Raw genomic sequence first — 17,193 nt, 5'->3', positions numbered from 1 at the left:
CCTCGCCACTGGCTCGGCCAGTCACCCGCCTTCATCGAGCGCGAACGCGACGGCCCCGTCCGGGCAGAGCCGGACGCCATGAAGGAAGGCGCTCTCGAAGGCCTCGTGCCCGAGCGCCTCCCGCGCCCGCCGCTCTCCCCCCTCATGAGGGGCCCTCCAGTACGTCGAACCGAACCACGGGAGTCCGATCATGTTCCACCCCTCCTCGGCCGCGCCGAGCAACACGGCCGCACGGTAGCTCTCACCGTCGGCGGCGGCGATCCAGCCCAGCAGGTCGACGATCATGGCGATTCCCAGGCTGTCGCGGAAGTCCCGCTTCATGCGCAGGCACTTACGGGCGTGCCGGGCCGCGACCGCCCGGTCGCCTCTGGCCCATTCCGCGAAGGCCTGCACGTAGAGGGCATAGGCGAGCGTCCACTTTTCGTCGTGTGCGTCGCAGATCCCTCGCGCCTTACGGCAGAGCTCGATCGCCCGGCTCGGCTCGCCGATGAAGACGCTCGCCATGGCGAGCTGGACCTGCGCCATGATGACCACACTGTTCACCTCGCCGAGCGAGGCGTACCGGGCGAGGGCCTCCTCCAGGAGGAGGCGCGCGCGCTGCGGGTCGTCGCGGAGCAGGGCGGCAGCGCCCGACATGTGAGTGCCGTAGGCCTCGGCTTCGTCGTCACCGAGCCGCCCGGCCAGCTGCCGGCACTCCTCCGCTCTCGCCACGCTCTCGGCGAGGTCCCCGCGCAGATAGGCGATCCGGCTCATCACCCACAGTGCTTTGGCGCGTGCCCGGGACGGTTCGGAGGCGAGGGACAACGCCCGCCCGAGCCAGTGCTGTGCCTCTTCCACGTGGCCGCAGCCGATCCAGAAGAAGTGCAGTGCGGCGGCCAGGCGGGCACCGGCCCGGCTCTCCCCCAGGGTGGTCAGGCAGAAGTTGAGGGCCTCGCGGAGGTTGACATGCTCCAGCCGCATGCGGTCCGCCCAGTCCGCCTGCCGGGGTCCGAACCACTCGGCCTCGCCCTGTTCGGCCAATGCCAGGTACCAGTCGCGGTGACGACGCCGGAGAGTCGTCTGCAGACCCCCGTCGCACAACTGGTCCCGCCCGTAGGCGCGGAGTATCTCCAGGAGCCGGAATCGCACGCATCCCCCGGACTCCTCGCGGATCAGTACCGACTTGTCGACGAGACCGTCGACCAGGTCCAGGATCTCCGTGGCCGGGAGGTCGTCTCCGGCGCAGACGGCTTCGGCCGTCTCGAGGTCGAAGGTGTCGGTGAAGGTCGACAGCCGTGCCCAGAGCAGACGCTCGCTGGCGGTGCACAGGTGAAAGCTCCAGTCGAGCGTCGCCTGCAGCGTCTGGTGGCGTGGCAGCGCGGTGGGCCGGGCTGTCGCCAGGACGCCGAACCGGTCGTCGAGCCGCGCCAACAACTGTTCGGGAGACAGCGCCCGCAGGCGTCCGGCCGCCAGCTCGATCGCCAACGGGATGCCGTCGAGCCGTTGGCAGATCCGGGTGACGGTCGCCTGGTTCTCCGGTGAGATCGAGAACCCACAGGGAACCGCGGCGCGCGCCCGGTGTTCGAACAGGGTGAGTGCGGCATCCCCCTCGAACTGGCGCCGGATTGATGTTTCGGGGTCACGCACGGCCTCCGCCGGCACCCACAACGGCGGCACCGAGACGATGTGTTCACCGTCGATGGCCAGCGGCTGCCGGCTCGTGGCGATGACCCGCAGGCCGGTGGCCGCACGCAGCAGGGTGTCGACGAGCACGGCACAGGCATTGAGCAGGTGTTCGCAGTTGTCGAGGACCAGCAGGAGTTGCCGGTCCTGAAGGTGCTTGACCAGAGCAGCCAACGGCGCTCGATTCGTCTGCTCGTGGATGCCCAGGGCGGTGACCACGGCGTGCGCGACGAGGCCGGGATCGGACAGCCCGGCCAACTCGACCAGCCACACGCCGTCACGACATGCCGGCTGGAGGTCCGTCGCGGCGCGCAACCCGAGTCTGGTCTTGCCCACACCGCCGACCCCGGCGAGTGTCACGAGCCGCCCGGTCAGCAACAGGCGTCTCACCTTGGCCAGTTCGCGTTGACGGCCCACAAAGCTGGTGAGTTCCGTGGGGAGGTTGCCCAGTGCCCGCAGCTCGATGCTGTCGCCGTGGCCAGTGCCCTCCCCCTCCGGGGCGGCCAGCACCGGAGGCGATGCAGCCACCGGAACCAGAGCGGCATCCGCGGTCAGGATCTGTTTGTGCACACGCTGCAGTTCCGCACCGGGCTCGATTCCGAGCTCGTCAGCCAGCAGGCGGCGGGCATCGCGGTAGACCTGCAGGGCCTCGGCCTGCCGGCCCGAGCGGTGCAGGGCGCGCATGAGCAGGCCGTACAGCCGCTCGCGCAGCTGATGCGCGGCGATCAGCCGGCGCAGGTCGCCGACCAGATCCGCATCGGCATCCAGCGCCAGATCCATCTCGATGCGCTCCTCCAGCACGCCAAGGCGGTATTCCTCCAGCCGGCCCCGCTCGGCGTCCAGCAGGGGTCCGGCCAGCCCCTCGCACAGTCGGCCACGCCACAGCCTCAGCGCGGCGCGCAGCGCCTCTGCTGCCGCGGGCGAGTCTCCGGCGGCTCGGGCGGAACGCCCCCGCTCCACCTGCTCGGTGAGCACTTCCAGGTCCAGCCCGCCGGCCGGCACCCTCAGCAGGTAGCCGGCCTCGGTCCAGGTCAGCAGCCGTGACGGCGCGCGGGCCGGGCGGCAGGGTTCCAGGACCCGGCGCAGCCCGGCGGCGTGCCGCTGCAACAGGTTCACGGCCCGTCCCGGAGCCGCCGCCCCCCAGACCGCGTCGATCAGTCTTTCCCGTGGCACCGGTCGGTTGGCGTGCAGCAGCAGTACGGCGAGCATGACCCGTTGCTGCACCGGCCCGGCGTCAAGCTCTACCCCGTCGCGCCAGACCCGGAGCGGGCCGAGCACCTCAAACCGCAGCGTTGCAGGCGTTATGTGATCGCCCATCACCGCCTCCCCCGTGAAGCAGTCGCCCTCAACCTAACCGGCGCAACGCCTCCGGGGACACCCATCAGACGCTCCCCGCGCCCGGTGCTGCCGGTGCTGCGACCCGTCCTGCACCATTGGCCCGCACGATGAGGCCGGTGTCCCACCCGAGCCGATGACGGCAGCGTCCGCGACACAGGAGTCAGCCCGGGTGCTGCTGGCGGCCGTCTCCCTACGTCAGTGCACCGTCCAGCCAGCGGTCGAAGAACCTTCGGCTCCGGGTTTCGAGCAGGGCTGCGTGCCGGCGGGTGTCAGCCCGGATCTCGTGTACGGACACACCCGGCGCCTGCGATATCTCATAGGCGTGGCCGATCAGCCAGGATTCGATGTCGGCGCCGCGTACTTCCGCGTGGAATTGCAGTCCGAGGACACGGCGCCCGACCGCGAAGGCCTGGTTCTTGCAGGCGGGTGTGGAGGCGAGATGTACGGCTCCCGCAGGCAGGTCGAATGTGTCGCCGTGCCAGTGCAGTACAGGTGTGGTCACCTCGGCGAGAGGTGAGTCAGTACCCGCCGCGGACAGGTCGACGGCTTGCCAGCCGATCTCCTTGGCCTCGCCCGCGGAGACTCCGGCGCCCATCGCAGCAGCGATCAATTGCGCGCCCAGGCAGATGCCCAGCAGGGGTTTCTCGCAGGACAGGCGGGATCGGATCAGAGCCAACTCCTCCTCCAGGAAGGGATACGCGGCGGTCTCGAGCGCTCCCATCGGCCCGCCGAGAATGATGAGCAACCGGGGAGAGCGCCGTTCGACCTGCTCCAGAAGTCGCCCCCTGCCTGCATCCACGTAGGTCACGTCGATGCCCCGGTCCCTCAGTACCTGCTCCAGGGAACCCAGGTCCTCGAAGGCCACGTGCCGGATTGCCACAGCTTCTGTCATCTCGATCGTCCTCAGGATTCAGTGGTCTGCCGGGTGGTCTGCCCGGCCCCTCCGGCCGGCGTTGCTTCCCCGTGCAACTCCGTTCAGAGGTCCAGCACGAGTCGCGTGCCACGGGCCCGGGAGACGCAAATCATCATGCTCGCCCCGGACGCCCGCTGCTCCTCGGTGAGCATCGAGTCACGATGCTCGGGGGCTCCTTCGATGACGCTCGTCTCGCACGTCCCGCAGACTCCTTCGCGGCAGGCGGAGAACGTCAGCACGCCCTCACGGTCAGCCACGTCGAGGATCGACTCGTGCGGCGGGATCGTCAGGGTCAGGCCCGAGCGCCGGCACTCGACCTCGAAGGCCGTCAGGTGCCTCTCCTCGTCGGGTAGCACCGGCCGGGCGCTGAAGCGCTCGGTGCGCAGGCTGTCGGCCGCCCATCCGGCGCTGCCTCTTCCGACAGCGCCGATCAGGGCTTCGGGGCCGCAGCAGTACACCAGGCAGTCCCGGCGCGGCGGGGTCAGTACCTTCGCCAGCGGGAGCAGCCCCACTTCGTCCTGCGGGTAGATGCGCACTCGATCGCCGTAATCCGTCAGCTCGTCGAGGAAAGCCATCGAGGCCCGCGACCGCCCACCGTAGATCAACTCCCAGTCCCGGCCCTCGGCCTCGGCTGATGCCAGCATCGGCAGGATGGGCGTGACGCCTATGCCGCCCGCGATGAAGAGGTAGCGGGCGGCAGGCTCCAGCTGAAACTGGTTTCTCGGGCCCCGGACGCGCACGGTCGCTCCGACGCCGAGTGCCTGGTGCACATGACGAGAGCCGCCCCGACCGCCCGGCTCGAGCAGCACGGCAACTCGCCATGTGTACCGGTCAGTCGGGCTGCCGCACAGCGAGTACTGCCGCACCGCGTCGATCTCGGGCAGGATCAGGTCGATGTGGGCTCCTGGTGTCCAGCCGGGGAGTTGGCGCCCCAGCGGATCGACAAGGGTGAGGCTGACCACTCCGTCGGCGGCCCTCGCCCGCTCGCTGATGCGAAGGACAGCGGTGTATTCGCGGCAGGGGCCGGGTGCACTTCGCGCCGGCAGGCCTGCGATGTCAACTGCCATGTTCTGCACACTCCTGTGCTCGGTCTGAGCTTGTGTACGGGGGCGCGGGTGGCCGCGCCCGCGTACAGGGAAGCCGCGCGCAGACAGCGAATCAGGCGATCAGGCCCTGCCGGGAGAAGCTGTCGCGGGCCGCAGCGGAGTCCAGGAGGCCGATTTCTTCCGCCAGCGAGACGATTGCCGAGTAGTCCAGCGACGTCAGATCAGCGGCACCCATGCTTTTGCATTCCTGGAGCATTTCGTCGGCCTGCGGAAACCCGATCTGCCGCAGGAGAGACAGCCAGATGTCCAGCTCACGGTCAGCGAACCAGACCACGGGTTCGGGCAGGACGTCGGCAAAAGCGGCGCGCTGTTGTTCCGTCAGCTCGTGGGAGAACAGCTGGGTCAGGGACCTGAACAGTGGACTGTGCACCATTTCGTCGTGGCGGTGCGCCGCTACCGTCATGCGGTTGAAGGACTGGATGTCCTGGCTTTCGCTGAGCAGATGCAGGTAGTCACTGATGAAGATCTCCGATACCACCGCCGTGGCGAACTGGATCATCCGCCCCTGCCAGGGCTCGCTGCAGCCTTGCCGGCGTTCTTCCATATGCCGGACCAGGTTGAACTGAGGCACCACGATGCCTTCCATCCCGCGATGCCTACGCGTCATCCGGCTCGCCTGCTCGACGAGATGAACGTGGTAGACCTCATCCACCATTGTCTCGCAGACCGCTTGCTGCGAGTCGGCCGCACGCAAGCCGGGCATCGTCCCTTTGATGATGTCGAGGCAGGCCGGGTTGACTATCTCCGTCTCTATCTGCACGGTCTTGGCGTTGTACATCAGCCAGCCGCAGCTCAAGACGCGGGACTTCAGCTCAGGCGGGCACGCCTGATACTGCGGCATGTTCCGGAAGGGCAGGAGACTTTCCAGGAAGTCCTCCTTGTCCTCTTCGAAGAACGGTTCCAGTTCCTGTTTCTTCACATAGGCCCGCCGGGGCCAACTGGTGGCCAGCCGCCGCAGCATGAGTTTGGTGTGAGACAGGTCGTCGGTCTCGGCCCGGGGCTCCGGGCCGTTGTCCATGATCAAGGGTTCGGCTCCAATACAGCGGTGTTCACGATCCGGGTGTCCGGGTCCGGCCGCGCCCGGTCACCGATTCCGCCCGGCGGCGAACTCCCCGTGGAACATGCTCAGCCCGTCGTCGGCGTCGTAGACCTTTGCCACCTTGTCCGTACGGGTGTCGATCCGGATGAGGTGATCGCTGACGAAGCTGGAGACGAAGACGGAGTCCTCGTCGAACATCGCCGTGGCCGTGTGGGCGTTGCGGAAGTCGGCCGGCAGTTCACGGCCGGGGCGCAGCCGCTTGACGAAACGGGGCTTGGCGCGGTCCTCGATGTCCCAGATCGAGATGTAGCCGTCCCGTCCGTAGTCGAAGGGGCTCTCCTTTTGCGGACCCCACGAATCCTCTTCCGCCACGTACAACTTGCCGTTCGCGACGGCCACATCCGACGGCGACCTGTACATCCCCGCGCCGCCCGGCGTGCGGGTGGGGCCGATGACGCGTTCGGCGGTGTCCAGATCGGTGTCGATCAGCCAGACACTGGGACCGACGATCGTGGCCCCCGGGAGCGTCCTGGACGTGGACCCGACCTGCATGGCCCCGATGTAGGCGAAGCGGTTGTCGATCCAGGCCGCATAGTGCGCGAAGGCGCCGTACTCGGTTTCCGTCCCCAACGGGATCGTGTGGGTCGCCTGCACTTTCCCGGTGTGACGGTCGGGCCGGTAGACGCGCACCTCGCCGATGTCGTAGTCGTACCCGACGCCGAGTCCGACGGTGCCTTTCGCGTTGAAGTTCACCCCGTGGGTCTGCCTGGTCAGTGCGCGATCCGAGTACAGAATTCGCTGCTCCAGCGTTCCGTCGTGTTTTATCTTGAATCCCCGCACTCGATCGTCCGTGTAGTGCGTGACGTAGGTGAACTTCGAGCGGGGCAGGAAAGTCGGGCCGTGCGTCTGCGTGTAGAGAGGCCTCGTCCACGGCATGATCGGCTGATGGGGAGTCGTCTGCTTGAGGTTCGGCATGTCGGAGGGCGTGCCGGCGACATCCAGCGGAACGATCTGCCTGATCTCCACGTCGGCGGTCCCGGCGTCCCAGTTGATGCCGTTCAGGTGCAGGACGACGATGGAGGCGTTGAAGGGCGGAATAGCGTCCGTGGCGACATACACCGTCTCCTCGTCAGGTGCGATCCACGTGTGCTGAGGGCTGGCCGGCCGCCATCCGTCGATGCCCTCGAGCGGCACCTTAACCAGCTTGTCCTCGTCGGCACTGACCAGAACAAGTTCCTTGGACATCATGTTTACTCCGGTGAGCAAATGCATCCTCTGTCTCTCTCCTCGCTGGACGTTGGCATTCGCGGACATCGCGCAGCGCCGAACCGGCTGCTGACAATTCGTTGTCCGTTCAAGATGACGAGGCGCTCATCGTGCATGTACGGGTTGCAGCAACTGCTGCAGAACTCGTTGCAGCGGCATTGCAGGAGGCCGCTCAGCGAGGCGGGGAATGCACGGCGCGGCGCACACGCCGGGCTCCCCGCGCACGCTGCGGACGCCCCCGCCGAGAAAACACAGTGCGGACATCGATACGTCGAGCTATCGTCTGCGCCATGAAGCGCGCTGCTATGACGACGACGCCGGAGAGTGTCCCGGCGCGCTGACAGCTGTCTGAGTCGAAGCCCCGGGGCGAGTGCCCCGGGGCTTCGCCTTGCGGTCACTCGCCCGATATCCGTGAGGAGACCGCCATGTACGACCACCGCAAGCTCGGCCGTGAACTGGACCTGTTCGACACCGATCCGCTGATCGGCGCGGGCCTGCCGTACTGGCTGCCCGACGGCGCGACCGTACGGCACGCCCTGGAGGAGTACGTCCGCGCCGCCGAGCGGCGAGCGGGGTACCGCCACGTGTACTCACCGGTCCTCGGCAAGCGGGAGCTGTACGAGATCTCCGGGCACTGGGCGCACTACAGCGACGACATGTTCCCCGCGATGGAACTCGGAGGAGATCAAGCCGTCCTGCGGCCCAGCCTGTGCCCTCACCACGCGGTGATCTACCGCGCACGCTCCCACAGTTACCGCGAGCTGCCCCTGCGGATGGCGGAGTTGGGCGGCATGTACCGCTCCGAGCTCTCGGGCGTGCTCGGCGGGCTGACCAGGGTCCGCGCGATCCAGCTCAACGACGCGCACATCTTCTGCACCCTGGACCAGGTCGCCGGGGAGGCGCAGGCCGCGCTGGAGATGATCCGCCGGGCTTACGAGGCGCTCGGCATCTCCCCGGCCCGCTACCGGCTCTCCCTCCCCGGCCCCGGCGGCAAGTACGTCGCCGCGCCCGAGAAGTGGCAGCGGTCCACCGCCCTGCTGGCCGACGTCCTCGATCGCTCCGGCCTGCCCTACGAGGCGGCCGAGGGCGAGGCCGCCTTCTACGGCCCCAAGATCGACGTTCAGGTCACCGACGGCGCCGGCCGGGAGTCCACCCTGTCCACCGTCCAGGTCGACTTCCATCAGCCCGAGCAGTTCAACCTGCACTACATCGGCGCCGACGGCGCCAAACACCGCCCGGTCATGGTCCACCGCAGCATCATCGGCAGCGTGGAGCGGGCCGTCGCCCATCTCATCGAACAGCACGGCGGTGCCTTCCCCGCCTGGCTCGCCCCCACTCAGATCGTGATCCTGCCGATTTCCGCCGCCGAACTGCCGAACGCCGAAGCTCTCGCACGCCAATGTGCCGATCTGGGCCTGCGTGCCGAGATCGCGGGGCCGGAGCGCGGCAGCCTGGGGGCCCGTATCCGAGAAGCCCGCCTGGTCCCCTACCAAGCCGTCATCGGCGCCAAGGAGGCCGCGGACGATCACGTCGCCGTGCGGCTGCGCGACGGACACCGACTCGACCCGCAGCCGGTCAGCGACGCGCTCACCCGTATCAGCGCTCTCGTCGATGCCCACAGCACCGAGCTGTGGGGCGACGCTGCCCCCTAGCAGGCGGCGCACGGCGAGGAGGAATCGGCCGGCTCCTCACCCCCCATCAGGACACATCCGAACTATTACCCAACTGTCATCCCTTAGGGGAATTGACGGCATCCATGTCACTCACCGTGGGCATGTTCGCTGCGCATATTCAAAGGCAACAGCGAGGAGCCACGGTTGCCCCACAGCGGACCGCCCCCCACCCAACTCACTTTGGACGTCCTGCCCCTGGGAGCACGCAGCGAAGGCATTCTCCGACGCGGGGATCACGCGTTGTTCGGAGTGAGCACGGGCAACAGCTACTTCACCCGCCACCGGCTGGCCAGCGCCCTGGCCTGGGCGGCGGACCGGTTCACCGTCGTGGACGTGGTGCACGCCGATGTCGCCCTGGAGGCGGCGCTGGAGGCTTTTGGCTACGAGCGCCCGGCGGCACGCAGGAGCGCGGCCAAACAGCTGCGCGGGGTCCGCCGGCGCATCGGGGGCGCCCTGGAGGACATCGGACCGGCCGCGATGCGGGTACGGGTGCGGCCGCTGTCCGCATTCCTGGAGCAGCCCGGCTACCGGGAAGTGCGGGCACGGGCCGGATCCGCCCTGCGCACCGACATGGAACTGCGCTCCGTCCGGGACGGCATGGCACATCATTTCCTCGTCCAGCGGCTACAGGCGGGCGCGCTTCCTTCTCCCGCACAGGTGCAGGCGGCACTCGACTACATCGACGCCGAACTGCCGTTCTTCGTGGACACTCCCCGCATCCTGGGCGTCGCCTCGTCCGTCCACTGCTACCACACCGTTCTGGCACTGGGCCGGCTGCTGTTCTCCGAGCGCCCCACGGGACTGCTGCGCCCGGCCGACGCGCAGGGCTACTCCATCGTCGCCTGCCGCGACTGATCCTCCCCTCCCCCACCGGGCCGGAAGCCCTGGAAGAAGGCAGACCGCCGTGACATCCACCCCTCCTGCGACCTCCGCCGCCGACACCGACACGGTCCCCTACGCAGCCGTGCACTGGCCGCTGTCCCGGCGAGGCGACACCATCCCCGCCGAGTGCGCGCAGTTGCGCCGGGACAGCCCCGTCGCCCGGATCCAGACCCTCACCGGCGACGACGCCTGGCTGGTCACCAGCTACGCACTGGCCCGGCAGGTCCTGGAGGACGAGCGCTTCAGCCTGCGCGAGACCGCATCCCCCGGTGTGCCGCGCCAATACGCCCTGACGATCCCTGCCGAGGTCGTCAACACGATGGGCAACGTCAACAGCGCCGGGCTCCACCAAGAGGTACTGCGTGCTTTCGGACCCCGGACCGGACCCGCGTCCGCACCGTGGCTGGCCCGGCGCGCGCACGAACTGGTCGATGCCATGATCGAGGAGGGGCCGCCGGCGGATCTGCGCGAGCGGTTCGCCGAGCCCTATTCCGCCGCCCTGGTCTGCCAGGTGCTCGGCCTGCCCTACCAGGACGGGCTGCGCCTGATGTCGGGCCTGGACCTCGGCTTCGTCACCAGCCCCGTCGTCTTCGAGGGCTGCACCGCCAACTGGGACAAGGACTATGCCTTCGTCCTGCGGCACGTGAACGCAGAGCGAGGAGCCCAACAGGGCCTCATCAAGCGGCTGTGCGAGCTGCGGGACGATCCCCGGCGCGACGGCGGCGACCTGACCGACGAGATGCTCGCCGCCACGGTCACCTCCCTGTTCGGAGCCGGCGCCATGAGCACTTACGTGTTCCTGCTGCACGCCGTGCTCACCCTGGTCCGCCACCCGGAGGCGATGGAGCACCTGCGAGGACACCCCGAGGCGATGCCGCGGGCAGTGGAAGAGCTGATGCGCTTCACCCTGTCCATCGGCGACGGATTGCCCCGCATCGCCCAGAGCGACGTCCAGGTCGGTGACGTGCTGGTACGGGCCGGAGAGCTGGTTCTGGTCTGCGTGGAGGGCGCGAACTTCGACCCGAAACAGTTCACGGACCCCGAGAGGTTCGACCTCGGCCGCACCCCCAACGCCCACCTGTCCTTCGGAGCCGGCCGCCACTTCTGCCCCGCCTCCGCGATCTCCCGCGTACACGCCGCCGAAGCCCTCACCGTCCTCCTGCAGCGCCTGCCACGGCTACGACTCGCGCTCCCGGCCAACCAGCTGTGCTGGCGCACGGGCAACATCAAACGCGTTCCCGAGAGGCTTCCGGTCCTGTGGTGATCTCACCGGACCAGCCGAGAAGGCCCCGCTCAACAAGCTTCCTGTGACGGAGGGTTCCTGCCTACCGCTGCGTCCACTCGGGTGTCCATGCGGGTGTCCACGTATCGCTGTCGGGGCGGTCGGGCTGTACGGAGCCGAGGTAGTTGCGGAGTGCGGTGAGGGCGGGGTGCGGGTTGTCGCGGCGCCAGATCAGCGAGTGCGGGTAGACGGGCGTCGGGTCGGTCACCGGGATGCGGCGCAGGCCGTGCCCGGCGGGCCAGACGAGACGGGTCTGCTCGCCCATGAAGGTGGCCAGCGCCGGGGTGTCGGCGATGGTGTCGAGGAGCGCGTCGGAGCCGAAGTTGGGGCCGGTCGCCTCGATGGTGAGGCCGAACTCGGCGACGAGATCGTCGTAGTAGGCGGTCCACTCGGCACCGGGGACGATGCCGGGCATCCAGATCCGGTGCCCGGCCAGCTCAGCGAGGGGGACCGACCGGGCGCCCGCCAGCGCATGTGCGGGGCCGGTCATGAGCTGGAGGGGCTCGTCGAACACCCGGACGGACTCGATGTCCTCCGGAAGGGGCCGCCCGGGCACGGCGACGGCGCGGAAGGACGCGTCGATCGCACCGGACCGGATGGCGGCGACGGCCGTCTCGATGTCGAACAGCATCAGCACGTCGAGGTCGATCTCGGGGTGCGCACGGTGGAAGCCGCGCATCAGGCCCGACGTCGCGCCGCGCGAGTTGATCACATCGACGCGCAGCGGACGGCTGTCGCTGCGAACGGACGCGACCGCGCGCTCGGCGACGCTCAGCAGCTCGCGCGCGTGAGGCAGGAACGCCTGCCCGTCGATGGTGAGCTCGGCGCCGCGAGCGGTGCGGGTGAACAGCCGCGCGCCGAGGTTGCGCTCCAGCGTGGCGATGCGTTTGGAAACGGCCTGCTGGGTGACCGCCAGCTCAACGGCGGCTTCCTGGAACTGCCCCGCATCGGCGACGGCGACGAAGGTGCGGACGGCGTCGAGGTCCATGCCGGTCGAGCTTAGTGCACAACATTTGGTTGTGACTTGTTGGCGGATTGGTTATTTGACCTGCTGTTGTGCTGCGGGCTTTGCTCCTGCTGGTCAACTTTGGTTTGTTCGGGCCGGACATGGGGGTGCGCCGGACGGTACTCGCACTGGCGGGCGCGGCCGCGCTGGCCGCAGGCATCGCCCCCAATCGGTGGGTGCGTCCGCCAGTTGACCCTCACGTGGCGTCAGGCTGCATAGTCGGTGCCGTGGAAGATCACTGGACCGTGGGACGCGTGGCCGGCCTGGCCGGAGTGAGCGTGCGCACGCTGCACCACTACGACGAGATCGGGCTCGTCCGGCCCTCGGCGCGGACCGCCGCCGGATACCGGGCCTATGCGGCCGGCGACGTGGAGCGACTGCGGGAGGTGCTGGCCTACCGGCGGCTGGGCTTCGGACTGCGGGAGGTTGCCGAACTGGTCGGTGATCCGTCCACCGACGCGACCGCCCATCTGCGCCGACTGCGAGGCCTGCAGCTGGAGCGGCGTGATCGCGCGGACGCCATGGTGGCAGCCATCGACAGGGAACTCGAGTCGCGAGCGAGGGGAGTGAAGGTGACACCGGAGGAGCAACTGGGGATGCTCGGCGCACGGTTGTACGACGCGATCGGCGGCGCGTACACCGCGACACGGCGTACCGAACCGCGGATCGCCGCGCAGATCTGGGACGCGCTCGGGGACGCGCGGACGGTGCTCAATGTCGGGGCCGGCACCGGCTCCTACGAGCCTGCGGACCGCCATGTGACCGCGGTGGAGCCCTCGGCGGTCATGCGGGGCCAGCGGCCTGCCGGGGCGGCGCCGTGCGTGGCCGCCGCCGCGGAGAGCCTGCCGTTCGACGACCGGTCCTTCGACGTCGCGATGGCCGTCTCCACCGTGCACCACTGGGGCGATCCGCTGGCGGGGCTGCGCGAGATGCGGCGCGTGGCCCGGCGGGTGGTGGTGCTCACGTTCGACACCGATGAGCCCGGCTGGCAGGACCGGTTCTGGCTCACCCGCGACTACCTGCCCGAGTTCGCCTCGGTTCTCGCCACGTTTCCCTCGCTTGCCGGGATGGCCGATGCGATCGGCGCCCGCGCGGAGCCGGTGCCCATCCCGTGGGACTGCGCCGACGGCCTCTTCGAGGCGTACTGGCGCAGGCCCGGCGCCTATCTGGACGAGCAGGTGCGCCGGGCGGCGTCGGTATGGACACGGGTCGGGCCGCAGACCGAGCAGCGGGCGGTGCAACGCCTGAGCGACGACCTCGATTCCGGCCGGTGGGCCGAGCGCAACAGTCACCTCGCCGACCTGGACGCGGCGGATCTCGGCCTGCGCCTGCTCATCGCTTGATCCATGCCGCGGTGTCAGCGCGATGGCGGCTCCGAACGGCCCGCGGGCCGGGCCGGTTGCCCGGCTCGCCCAGCAGCTGCGCTGCCTGCCCAATGCTGTACGCCGACACGCACCGCACTCTAGGCGGCCGGCACCCCACCCGGTCGCCGATCTTGGCGGGCCCGTGACGGTACGAGCCCGCCTGACACGAGCGGCGTCCCCCGTGGCGTCTCGTCATCCGGCCCGCCCTGCCCGGCGAAGGGGTGATCAGTTAGAAAGGCAGGGGCCCGGCCACCGTCCACCGGTGCCTTCGCAACACTCCCCTTCCCGCCGTCGATGCCCACCAGAGGTCCTACGCACATGCCCGCCGCCGCAGCCCCCTGGCTGCTCCTCGCCGTCTTCTCCGGCACCCTGATATCCCTGCAAGCGCGTATCACCGGCGAGCTCGCCGCCGGGCTCGGCGGCGACGGATTCGCGGCCGCGGTGATCTCCTTCGGCTCGGGGTTCGCGGTGCTGGCCCTCGGTCTTCTTGTCCTGCGAGGGCCACGCCGCGGGATCGGCCTCGTCCTCGCTGATGTACGTACCGGGCGGCTCAAGTGGTGGCAGGTGCTCGGCGGCTTCGGCGGAGCGGCCTTCCTGCTCGCGCAGGGCCTGACGGTCGGGGCGCTCGGGGTCGCCCTGTTCACGGTCGCGATCGTGGCGGGACAGGTCACCGGCGGGCTCCTCTTCGACCGGATGGGGCTCGGTCCTGCCGGGCCACAGCGGCCCACGCGGCGCAGGGTCGTCGGGGCGGTTCTCGTGCTCGCGGCCGTGGGCCTGTCGATGTCGGACAAACTGGGCGGCGGATTCCCCTACTTGCTGCTGGTGCTGCCGCTGGTGGCGGGCATCTGCGTGAGTTGGCAGCAGGCGGTCAACGGACATGTGAAGAACGCCGCCGAATCCGCGTACGCGGGCACGTTCTTCAATTTCGTCGCCGGTACCGGCGCGCTGAGTGTGATCTTCCTGGCGCATGCCGTGGCCGCCGGAGTTCCCTCCCGCCTGCCGACCCAGCCGTATCTCTATCTCGGCGGCCTGGTCGGCATTTCCTTCATCACCATCGCGGTCGCCGCGGTCCAGAAGCTCGGCGTCCTGCTGCTCGGGCTGTGCACGATCACCGGCCAGCTGGTCGGCTCGCTCGCCCTCGACCTGCTGCTGCCGCACGGTGATACCCGGGTGACCGCGGCCACGGTGTCGGGCGTCGTGCTCGCGCTTGCGGCGGTCGCGGTCGCGGCGCTCTCGGGCAGCCGGGCGGGCCGCGTCGTCGCTTCGAGCGGCGTGACCTCTCCCGCCGCCACGGAGCCGGTGACCAACGCCGACGCCCGGCGAGGCGAAAGCTAGGATCGCGAACGGCGCGGCACTGACCTTCTACTGGCCGGCTCTCGGGCGCCAGGTGCGGCTGCGGGGGCCGGTGGTCACGGAGCCCGCCGAGCGCGGCGCGGCGGACTTCCTCGCACGCTCGGTCCCGGCACGCGCCGAGGCGGGGACCCCGGCCTGGTCGCCGACGCCTGGACGCTGTACACCGTCGCCCCCGTCACGGTCGAGTTCTGGCAGGCGGACACCAGCCGGGTCCACACCCGGCTGCGCTACGAGCGCGCCGCTTCCGGTGCACCGCGGCAGAAGCACCTGCTGTGGCCGTAGCCCCGCCTGGGGACGCCGGGCCCTATCTGATGGCGGGGTCACGGCGTATGAGGGCGAGGCGAAGAACCCGAACGCCGGTCCCGGGTGACCGAACCGGGCCCGCGCCGACACAACCTCCAAGCGCAACGCCGCACATGCCGCACTCTTTGGCCGATCAGCCAAGCATTCACCAAGCAGCTATGAGATTTTGTGTGGCAGATGCAAGATAGGTGGTGTTGTTCGGGGCGCGGATAACGCAGCTCCCGCCAGGCCCGAAAGGCGAGGTCCCCCATGGTCATGCGCACCTACGACGGCAGCGCCGGTGATGTCGGTGACGGGGTCGCCCGCCCCGCTCATGTCTCTTCTCGCCGCCCCGACGACCGCATCGCGCATGTCATCGCCCGGTCGCTCGGTGTGGCGCGCACGGTCCTCAACGTCGGCGCGGGCACCGGATCGTACGAGAGCAGTGCGCACACGATCACCGCGGTCGAGCCCTCCTTGGCCATGCGCGCCCGGCGTCCGGCCCAACTCGTCACGGCCATCGACGCCGTCGCGGAGGATCTCCCCTTCGCCGACGGGCAGTTCGACGCGGCGATGACCCTGTTCAGCATCCATCAGTGGTCCGACGTCGACGCCGGGCTGCGCGAAATGCGCCGCGTCACCCGCGGCCCCGTCACCGTACTGACCTGCGACCCCACGCGCATTCGCGACTTCTGGCTCTACGAGTACGCTCCCGACGTCCTGGAGACCGAGGCCCGTCGCCACCCGCCCCTGCACCGACTCACGGCCGCACTCGGCGGCACGACCACCGTCCAGCGCGTCCCCATCCCGCTGGACTGCACCGACGGATTCAACGAGGCGTACTACGGCCGCCCCGAACTCCTGCTGGACCCCGCCGTCCGCCAGGCCTGCTCGGCCTGGAGCTTCATCGGCGACCGCGCCCGCCAGGACTTCGACATCTCCCTGCGCCACGCCCTGGGATCGGGCGCCTGGGACGAAGCCTTCGGCCACCTGCGCAACCGACCGTCCTACGACGGTTCTCTCGTCCTCCTGCGGTCCGCTCCGTGACGGCGTCAGGAACACATCCCGCACACAGGAGGCGACGGATGCATGCCCGATTCCGGTCGCGGTAGCGGGCAGACGGCGCCGCCCCGCCGACGCCCGACGCGCTCGGACGCCGAGGACAACCGCGTCCGCATCATCGAGATTGCGAGCACGGCCTTCGCCGGCACCCCCGACGCGACCCTCCAGTCGATCGCGAAGGCGGCCGGCGTGGGCCAGGGGACCATGTACCGGCACTTCCCCAACCGCGAGGCCCTGCTCCTCGCCGTCTACCGGAGTGACGTCGAGGCTCTCGCCGACGCCGTCCCGCGCCTGCTCGAAGAACACGAGCCGCTGGACGCACTGCACCTCTGGTTCGACCGCCTCGCCGCTTACGGCCGCGTCAAGCACGGGGCATCCCGGGCCATCGAGGCCGCCGCGCGCGCGGACCCCGGGAGCCGCCACCGCCCTCCGGTCATCGAGGCGCTGGACCGGTTGCTCACCGCCTGCAAAGACGCCGAACAGGTACGGCTCGACGCCGACGCGGACGAGGTCCTCCTGCTCGTCTCGTTCCTGTGGAGGACCGACAGCCATCCCGGCGGCCGAGAACGCATCGAGCGTCTGCTCACCATCGTCACCGACGGGCTGCGCGCCGTGCCGGTACAGCAGAAGGGGTCGTCCGACCGCGCCCAGCGACACGCAGGGGGTTTCTGACTCGCCTCGGAAATCGAACACATGATCTACTGGGAGCATGGCGCCCACAGAACACACCCCCGACATCGTGCAGACCCAACGCGACTGGAACCGCACCTACGCCGCCCTCGCCGGTGCCCCGGCCATCAGCAACACCGCTCTGCGCCGGCGCCTCATCGGCCTGTCCCGTCACCTGTTCCACGAGGTACCGCGGGCCCAGCTGGCCGACCTGCGCCGTCGCGCCGAGGACCGGTCATGACCCGGCGCTCGTGGGACCTCCGCCCCGGGGCGCGGCGTCAGGCCGCTCAGGCCGC

At 69.5% G+C, this 17,193-nt stretch carries 15 protein-coding genes; 9 read left to right on the top strand and 6 right to left on the bottom strand.

The genetic code is table 11. The features are described 5' to 3' along the window. Positions 1-21: 21 nt before the first annotated feature. The 5 genes from ACWFR3_RS13565 to ACWFR3_RS13545 all read right to left on the bottom strand — a co-directional run bounded on the left by ACWFR3_RS13565 (position 22) and on the right by ACWFR3_RS13545 (position 7,306). A complete protein-coding gene (locus tag ACWFR3_RS13565; protein ID WP_453734710.1) occupies positions 22-2,979 on the bottom strand; it encodes an AfsR/SARP family transcriptional regulator in 2,958 nt (985 codons plus the stop codon). A gap of 211 nt (positions 2,980-3,190) precedes the next feature. Next, entirely contained in the window at positions 3,191-3,892 is a 702-nt protein-coding gene (locus ACWFR3_RS13560) for a glutamine amidotransferase (protein ID WP_453734709.1), read from the bottom strand. 83 nt (positions 3,893-3,975) lie between these two features. Beyond that, complete coding sequence (locus ACWFR3_RS13555) at positions 3,976-4,980, bottom strand: PDR/VanB family oxidoreductase (RefSeq protein WP_453734708.1); 1,005 nt, start codon at positions 4,978-4,980, stop codon at positions 3,976-3,978. 91 nt (positions 4,981-5,071) lie between these two features. Beyond that, on the bottom strand, positions 5,072-6,037 hold the full coding sequence (locus ACWFR3_RS13550) for a diiron oxygenase (protein ID WP_453734766.1): 966 nt from the start codon (positions 6,035-6,037) through the stop codon (positions 5,072-5,074). A gap of 66 nt (positions 6,038-6,103) precedes the next feature. Beyond that, positions 6,104-7,306: a hypothetical protein gene (locus ACWFR3_RS13545; protein WP_453734707.1), complete on the bottom strand. Its 1,203-nt coding sequence runs from the start codon at positions 7,304-7,306 to the stop codon at positions 6,104-6,106. A 425-nt stretch (positions 7,307-7,731) separates the two neighbouring features. Here ACWFR3_RS13545 and thrS point away from each other — a divergent pair, with 425 nt between their 5' ends. The 3 genes from thrS (at position 7,732) to ACWFR3_RS13530 (ending at position 11,143) form a co-directional block, all read left to right on the top strand. After that, complete coding sequence (thrS, locus tag ACWFR3_RS13540; RefSeq protein WP_453734765.1) at positions 7,732-8,976, top strand: threonine--tRNA ligase; 1,245 nt, start codon at positions 7,732-7,734, stop codon at positions 8,974-8,976. Between the two features lie 165 nt (positions 8,977-9,141). Beyond that, positions 9,142-9,852, top strand: coding sequence for a tRNA-dependent cyclodipeptide synthase (locus ACWFR3_RS13535; RefSeq protein ID WP_453734706.1), 711 nt, complete (start codon positions 9,142-9,144; stop codon positions 9,850-9,852). 49 nt (positions 9,853-9,901) lie between these two features. After that, positions 9,902-11,143: a cytochrome P450 gene (locus ACWFR3_RS13530; RefSeq protein WP_453734705.1), complete on the top strand. Its 1,242-nt coding sequence runs from the start codon at positions 9,902-9,904 to the stop codon at positions 11,141-11,143. Between the two features lie 61 nt (positions 11,144-11,204). Here ACWFR3_RS13530 and ACWFR3_RS13525 read toward each other — a convergent pair whose 3' ends face one another. Next, on the bottom strand, positions 11,205-12,149 hold the full coding sequence (locus tag ACWFR3_RS13525) for a LysR family transcriptional regulator (RefSeq protein WP_453734704.1): 945 nt from the start codon (positions 12,147-12,149) through the stop codon (positions 11,205-11,207). 263 nt (positions 12,150-12,412) lie between these two features. On the opposite strand from ACWFR3_RS13525, the gene ACWFR3_RS13520 reads away from it, so the two are divergent. From ACWFR3_RS13520 to ACWFR3_RS13495, 6 genes are all read left to right on the top strand, one after another. Then, a complete protein-coding gene (locus ACWFR3_RS13520) occupies positions 12,413-13,510 on the top strand; it encodes a MerR family transcriptional regulator (RefSeq protein WP_453734764.1) in 1,098 nt (365 codons plus the stop codon). A 339-nt stretch (positions 13,511-13,849) separates the two neighbouring features. Further along, positions 13,850-14,866, top strand: a complete 1,017-nt coding sequence (locus ACWFR3_RS13515) for a DMT family transporter (RefSeq protein WP_453734703.1) — start codon at positions 13,850-13,852, stop codon at positions 14,864-14,866. 30 nt (positions 14,867-14,896) lie between these two features. After that, positions 14,897-15,166: a pyridoxine 5'-phosphate oxidase C-terminal domain-containing protein gene (locus ACWFR3_RS13510; protein ID WP_453734763.1), complete on the top strand. Its 270-nt coding sequence runs from the start codon at positions 14,897-14,899 to the stop codon at positions 15,164-15,166. A gap of 270 nt (positions 15,167-15,436) precedes the next feature. Further along, positions 15,437-16,213 carry a class I SAM-dependent methyltransferase gene (locus ACWFR3_RS13505; protein ID WP_453734702.1) on the top strand — a complete coding sequence of 259 codons (777 nt, stop codon included), beginning with the start codon at positions 15,437-15,439 and terminating at the stop codon, positions 16,211-16,213. 42 nt (positions 16,214-16,255) lie between these two features. Next, positions 16,256-16,900 carry a TetR/AcrR family transcriptional regulator gene (locus ACWFR3_RS13500; protein WP_453734701.1) on the top strand — a complete coding sequence of 215 codons (645 nt, stop codon included), beginning with the start codon at positions 16,256-16,258 and terminating at the stop codon, positions 16,898-16,900. A gap of 37 nt (positions 16,901-16,937) precedes the next feature. Continuing rightward, entirely contained in the window at positions 16,938-17,138 is a 201-nt protein-coding gene (locus tag ACWFR3_RS13495; protein ID WP_453734700.1) for a hypothetical protein, read from the top strand. Positions 17,139-17,193: the final 55 nt, after the last annotated feature.

The sequence above is a fragment of the Streptomyces sp. NPDC055189 genome (assembly GCF_053606765.1).
The sequence above is the reverse complement of the archived record's forward strand: the minus strand, read 5'-3'. Positions and strand labels throughout refer to the sequence as shown.

What these genes read in the sequence shown, in the direction of transcription:
- ACWFR3_RS13545 (WP_453734707.1), bottom strand. Translation starts at nt 7,306, where the DNA reads ATGATGTCCAAGGAACTTGTTCTGGTCAGTGCCGACGAGGACAAGCTG.
- ACWFR3_RS13505 (WP_453734702.1), top strand. Translation starts at nt 15,437, where the DNA reads ATGGTCATGCGCACCTACGACGGCAGCGCCGGTGATGTCGGTGACGGG.
- ACWFR3_RS13565 (WP_453734710.1), bottom strand. Translation starts at nt 2,979, where the DNA reads ATGGGCGATCACATAACGCCTGCAACGCTGCGGTTTGAGGTGCTCGGC.
- ACWFR3_RS13495 (WP_453734700.1), top strand. Translation starts at nt 16,938, where the DNA reads ATGGCGCCCACAGAACACACCCCCGACATCGTGCAGACCCAACGCGAC.
- ACWFR3_RS13515 (WP_453734703.1), top strand. Translation starts at nt 13,850, where the DNA reads ATGCCCGCCGCCGCAGCCCCCTGGCTGCTCCTCGCCGTCTTCTCCGGC.
- ACWFR3_RS13560 (WP_453734709.1), bottom strand. Translation starts at nt 3,892, where the DNA reads ATGACAGAAGCTGTGGCAATCCGGCACGTGGCCTTCGAGGACCTGGGT.
- ACWFR3_RS13550 (WP_453734766.1), bottom strand. Translation starts at nt 6,037, where the DNA reads ATGGACAACGGCCCGGAGCCCCGGGCCGAGACCGACGACCTGTCTCAC.
- ACWFR3_RS13500 (WP_453734701.1), top strand. Translation starts at nt 16,256, where the DNA reads ATGCCCGATTCCGGTCGCGGTAGCGGGCAGACGGCGCCGCCCCGCCGA.
- ACWFR3_RS13525 (WP_453734704.1), bottom strand. Translation starts at nt 12,149, where the DNA reads ATGGACCTCGACGCCGTCCGCACCTTCGTCGCCGTCGCCGATGCGGGG.
- ACWFR3_RS13555 (WP_453734708.1), bottom strand. Translation starts at nt 4,980, where the DNA reads ATGGCAGTTGACATCGCAGGCCTGCCGGCGCGAAGTGCACCCGGCCCC.